The 4,185-nt window shown below is 60.5% G+C and carries 5 protein-coding genes; all 5 read left to right on the forward strand.

The window, feature by feature from the left end; all coding sequences use genetic code 11:
• Positions 1 to 627, forward strand: a 627-nt coding sequence (locus AC1VAN_RS13515; protein WP_480985984.1) for a phage tail tape measure C-terminal domain-containing protein, incomplete at its 5' end; no start/stop codon positions are given.
• The gene (locus AC1VAN_RS13520) at positions 624 to 953 is read left to right on the forward strand and encodes a phage tail protein (RefSeq protein ID WP_025875719.1); all 330 of its coding nucleotides are present in this window, start codon (positions 624 to 626) and stop codon (positions 951 to 953) included. The genes AC1VAN_RS13515 and AC1VAN_RS13520, both read left to right, overlap by 4 nt.
• A gap of 8 nt (positions 954 to 961) precedes the next feature.
• Complete coding sequence (locus AC1VAN_RS13525; protein WP_478013595.1) at positions 962 to 2,110, forward strand: hypothetical protein; 1,149 nt, start codon at positions 962 to 964, stop codon at positions 2,108 to 2,110.
• Between the two features lie 68 nt (positions 2,111 to 2,178).
• Positions 2,179 to 3,330: a hypothetical protein gene (locus AC1VAN_RS13530; RefSeq protein WP_051585143.1), complete on the forward strand. Its 1,152-nt coding sequence runs from the start codon at positions 2,179 to 2,181 to the stop codon at positions 3,328 to 3,330.
• A gap of 38 nt (positions 3,331 to 3,368) precedes the next feature.
• Positions 3,369 to 4,185: hypothetical protein (locus AC1VAN_RS13535; RefSeq protein ID WP_480985985.1), on the forward strand; the 817-nt coding region annotated here is incomplete at its 3' end.

A 4,185-nucleotide genomic window follows, 5' to 3' on the forward strand; every position in this document is an offset into this window, starting at 1 on the left:
GGTTTCGGCAGCGCGCTCGGCGAGTACATGGAAAAAACCGAGAACTCCGCCAAGACCACCCAGGATGCATTTTCCAAGGCATTCACCGGAGCAGAGGCCGCATTGCAGAGCTTCGTGAAGACGGGCAAGTCCAATTACAAGGAACTGGCCAAGTCGATCATCGCCGACCTCAAGATGATCGCCATCCAGCAGGCAATCGTCTGGGGCGTCAAAAAGATCACGGGCATGCTCGGTTATGGCACGGGGGTGGAGGCCAACGCCAAGGGTGGTGTCTACCAATCGCCGAGTCTGTCGGCCTACTCCGGCGGTATCTACAACACCCCACAGCTGTTCGCATTCGCCAAGGGCGCCGGCGTGTTCGGTGAAGCGGGGCCTGAAGCGATCATGCCGCTGCAGCGCGGGCCCGATGGCCGCCTGGGAGTGGCGGCACACGGCGCCGGCGGCGGTGGCGGGGTGGGAGTCAATATCCGCATCGACAACAACGGTGGCAAGGAAGTCACCAGCAACGAAAGCATGCTGCAGCAGTTCGGCAACGAGATCGGCCAGTTCGTGGAGCGAAAATACCGTGACCTGCAGATGCGTGACATGAAGGCTGGCGGCGTCCTCAGCAGGAGTGCAGCACGATGACCGACACCTTTACCTGGGCAGCAACCAGCCAGAGCACTGGCACCACCACTGCCACCGTCAAGCGCGCGCGCTTCGGCGATGGATACGCACAAGCCGCACCGGATGGGCTCAATGCCCGCCTGCGCAGCTACCAGCTGCAGTTCGTCGGTAATCGCAGCACGATCAACGAGATCGTTGCGTTCCTGGATGGCCATGTGGGCCAGAGTTTCTTCTGGCGGGGCCCGCTGGGCACCGGTCTGTATGGCTGCGACACCTATACCGACAGCCATCTGGGTGGATCGGTGTTCAGCATCACTGCGACGTTCGAACAGACGTACCAGCCGTAGGAGCGGACATGGATCTTCAGCAGATCGACCTGGACACCATCCAGCCCAACGGCAAGCGGGGCGAAACGCAGCGCCCCGCTTTCACCAAGATCAACCAGAATTTCAAGGAAGTGGCCTTGGCGGTGGATGCAGTACCCGAGGCGGTCGCACGTGCGGTCTCGGGAAGAAATCGCCTGATCAATGGCAATTTCGACTGCTGGCAGCGGGGTACGAGTTTCAACACATCGGGAAGGTACACGGCCGATCGCTGGTTCCTTCAGATGCAGGGCATCGCCGATCCTGTGTTCAGGCGGAACCCCACGGCTATGGGGGACAACAATTTTCCCCGGAGCAAGTACACGCTGTCCGTCAGCTCGAGTGGAAACACCGACGCAGAGAAGCATTTCTTCGTGTTCGAGCAACGTGTGGAGGACGTGCGAACCTTCGCCGATACCCCAAGCACGGTGTCCTTCCTGGTATTCAATGCAGGTGCGGGGGGCCGCAGGATCGCACTGGAGTTCGCGCAGACCTTCGGCGCAACGGGCAGCGCCCCGGTACTGGCCGTTGCACCTGAGATTTTCGAGCTCGCTCCTGGCCTGAACAGAATCCGCAAGACAGTGACGCTGCCCTCCATCTCGGGAAAAACACTATCTGATGAAGGTGCCGCCGTGATGTGCGTGTGGGTATCTGCGGGCACGCAGTTTGCCAACCGCACCGCCGGCCTTGGTGCGCAGCATGGCCAGGTCTACTTCGGAGAATTCCAGTGGGAGCGCGGCGCTACGGCCACGGCTTTCGAGTGGCGTCCGCTGGACGAAGAAGTGCAGCGTTGTCGGCGCTACTACCAGGCCGATGCCACGGGTTCCTACTTTGACGGCGGAGTTCGCTTCAACGCCGGTGTCGGCCTCATCCGTGGTGACAACAAGGTGTACCTGATCTATCCATTCAGCCAGCGGATGCGGACCATCCCCACGGTCGGATTCTCAAACCTGCCGCAGTGGCGACTCCTTACGGGATCGGGGGCGACGAGCCTGACGGCGCTCAACGCGGTCGAAGTGTCTTCGACGAGGATGACCATCATCGGGTCCTTGAACGAAGCCGCTGCTGGTCAGGCCGGGATCCTGCAGAGCGCAGACTCCGCCGACGCGGGTACCGGAATCATCCTGGACGCGGAAATCTGAGATCCGCGAGCACCGCTGCGGAATGCGCTGCTTGGTGCAATCCCCGAAAAGACAAGGAAACAGCAGAAATGTCACGACGAATCATCGACCTCGATTCCATTCAACCGAATGGAAAGCGGGGTGAAACACAGCGCCCGGCCTTCACCAAGATCAACGAGAACTTCGCAGAGGTCTACGATGCCCTGGCCGCGGTGGAAAAGCTTCCAGAGACGGTGGACCACGCGATCAGTGGGCGGTTGCCCGGGCGCAATCTCTTCATCAATGGCGGCCTGCAGTTCTGGCAGCGTCGCACTTCTGGACGTGTCGGCAGCGGCTCGGGAACACTGGGTGCAGAAACGCTCTTTGCCGATCGCTTCTCCAACTCCGCGTTGAGCTGCAGTCATGACATCCAGCGTGTACCGTACGAGGGACAGTTGGGCTATCCCGAAGACACCCGCGCCATCCTCGTGTGCACGGTATCCGGTGCAGTCGCCAACAGCGGCGCCTGGATGGGCCAGAGAATCGAAGGTGTGCGAAGCGCCAGCGGCGCCGTCACGATCTCGGTCTGGGCGAACAGCGACGTAGCCGGGCGCAAGGTGGGTGTGCGTGTCATCCAGGACTTTGGAACCGGTGGGACGCCTTCGCCTCAGGTTTCCACCGAGGCGGGCGTCCTCACGTTGAGCACTGGAGCGTCGCGTCAGTCACTCACCGTGACGTTGCCGAGTACGAAAGGGAAGAAGCTGGGAACCAACGGCAACGACCACATTTACGTGGTCTTCGATCTATGCGCCGGTGGATATGGCGGGGCGTTGGCAGGCCAGAATGGATCCTTCGGCTTTACCCAGTTCCAGGTCGAACCTGGGCTCAATGCAACGAACTTCGACTGGCGGCCGCCCGGCGTGGAGCTGGCCCTGTGCCAGCGCTACTACGAGAAGAGCTACAACCTGGATGTCCCGCCCAATACGCCGCACAACGAAGGACGCGAGGCATTCTCGTTGAACAACCCGGGGGTTGCCCACTACCAGAGCGTGCGCTTCCTGGTGGCAAAACGTGCGCACCCCTACGTGATGATCATTTCGGCTGATACCACCCAGCAGGATGGACACATCGCCGAGGACAACATCTCCCGTGTTCCCTGCGTAGTGAACTACGCCTCGCCATCCAGCTATGAAGTGAGTTGGTCGAACAACCCGGGCCGATGGGGCGGCTGGTGGCATTGGTGGGCCGACGCTGAGTTCTGATCCGTAGCGGTCTCTCACCAGAACAATAGGATCCCGACATGGCAAGAAAGATTATCGACCTCGATTCCCTTCAACCGAATGGAAAGCGAGGCGAGACACAGCGGCCGGCGTTCACCAAGATCAACGACAATTTTGCCGAGGTGTATAGCGGCTTGAAGGACGCTCAAGAGGCCGTCACGGCAATTCCAGCAGCCCTGGATGCAGCGTTGGCCGGTAGATCACTGGCCAGGAACTACCTCGTCAATGGTGACTTCCGCTTCTGGCAGCGCGGGTGGGGCCTGGCACAGGGCACAGGTTCGAACTATCTGGCCGATCGCTGGAAGCGTGACAACGGCAACGGAACGCTTTCAATGGCGCGCTTCCCGCTGGAGCCGGGACAGACCGCAGTTCCTGGCAATCCGCGCTGGTACATGAATGTCAACGTAGGCGCCTCTTCGGCCAGGAACAGCTACCAGCGCGTTTCGCAATTGATCGAAGACGTAACACTGCTCAGTGGCAGGAAGCTGACGCTTTCCTTCTATGCGAAGGCAGCGCCCGGATCAAAGATTGCCGTGGAAATCGAGCAGGATTTCCGTGGTCAGGACTCCTCGACACAGATGTTTGCTGGCATCGCCACGCTGACAGGAACCTGGAGCAGGTACACGATGACGTTCGATGTACCCAGTGTTTCCGGAAAGAACACCAACGGTGCCGGACACTGCACATGGGTCTCGCTGTGGATGTCCACCGGTCCGGACTTCAGCAATCGGGTTCCAGGCCTGGGGCATCAGACAGGCAACTTCGACATCGCGATGGTGCAGTTGGAAGATGGCGCTGCAGCCACCGACTTCGAGCGTAGACCAGACGCATTGGAGC

This window comes from Stenotrophomonas sp. 05L44_2, assembly GCF_056665995.1.

What these genes read in the sequence shown, in the direction of transcription:
- AC1VAN_RS13520 (WP_025875719.1), top strand. Translation starts at nt 624, where the DNA reads ATGACCGACACCTTTACCTGGGCAGCAACCAGCCAGAGCACTGGCACC.
- AC1VAN_RS13530 (WP_051585143.1), top strand. Translation starts at nt 2,179, where the DNA reads ATGTCACGACGAATCATCGACCTCGATTCCATTCAACCGAATGGAAAG.
- AC1VAN_RS13525 (WP_478013595.1), top strand. Translation starts at nt 962, where the DNA reads ATGGATCTTCAGCAGATCGACCTGGACACCATCCAGCCCAACGGCAAG.